This is a genomic window from Frankia sp. CcWB2 (assembly GCF_977927585.1).
Genome location: NZ_CDWRCM010000013.1, coordinates 1 through 984, shown reverse-complemented (window position 1 = coordinate 984; position 984 = coordinate 1). Strand labels below are relative to the sequence as shown.

Genomic DNA, 984 nt, shown 5'->3' with positions numbered 1-984 from the left:
TATTTGCCGCCCGGCAGATTGGGCACCGCTGTCTGGGTAGGCCCTGCGGTACGCGGCGGGGCGTAGCCAGGACCAATAATCTTGTCTGCGCTGTCGACCGGCTCCGGGGTCACCTGGCGGTCACCATCGGTGCTCGCGTGCGGGGCGGGTAGCGTGCCGCCGTCCTGGGAGAAGTTCTGGCCGCAACCGCTGAGAAGGAGTGCCGAGCCGAGAGCTTCACACGCGAGTAGCACGGCAGCGGACCGGCGGCGGAAACGTGGCCGGTCCGGCCGTTCCAGTCGATGATCATCCTGCCGCCGTGTCCCTCTCGGTCAGCCTGCCATGTCTGGGAAGTATGTGGTATCCACAATGGCCAGTACCCTACCGTGCTGATGAGCGATGTATCCGCGGAGCAGAGGGAGTCCGGACACGCCGTGGTCCGATTCACTGCCCGGGTCGCCGGCCTTGTCCAGGGCGTCGGCTTTCGTGACTACGTGCGTATCCGGGGCCGGCGCCTGGGCCTGGTCGGATCCGCCACCAACCTCCCGGACGGGGCGGTCGAGGTGGTTGCGGAAGGGCCGGAGCCGGCCTGTCGTGACCTTCTGCACTTGTTGATGACGGGTCACACCCCTGGGCGGACGGACAGGGTGGAGGCTGTGTGGCAGGTGGCGCAGAGCGATCTGACCGACTTCCGGCGAAAGTGACTGGTTGCAGACGCTGTGTTGTCGGAACTGTCGTGGGGATGACCGTCCGCTTTTTACATGTTCACCGGACCGGCTCGGGAGCATGTGGCATGCTCTTGACTTTCGGTCACTCGACGTGGGAGCCTGGAGTCATTGTTTGGGGCGCACTCTGATCTGTTCGGATCTTGTGCTGTCTGACACCCACTAGGTCACTCATCGTGGAGGACCATCACTATGGCGAAGGCCCTTTTTGGCCACGTCGGTTCCGGCGGCGACTTGCGTCTCTCTTACGAGGTGCGTCGGCTTCGTGCCCGTGTAGCGG

The 984-nt window shown here is 64.5% G+C and carries 1 protein-coding gene; it reads left to right on the top strand.

Annotated features, from left to right (window positions below):
* The first annotated feature begins 371 nt into the window (after nt 1-371).
* Nucleotides 372-683, top strand: coding sequence for an acylphosphatase (locus ACY45C_RS02830; protein ID WP_462186105.1), 312 nt, complete (start codon nt 372-374; stop codon nt 681-683).
* Nucleotides 684-984 lie beyond the last annotated feature (301 nt).

Bases quoted from the DNA above. Each gene is read 5' to 3' on its own strand.
- ACY45C_RS02830 (WP_462186105.1), top strand. From the start codon at position 372: ATGAGCGATGTATCCGCGGAGCAGAGGGAGTCCGGACACGCCGTGGTC.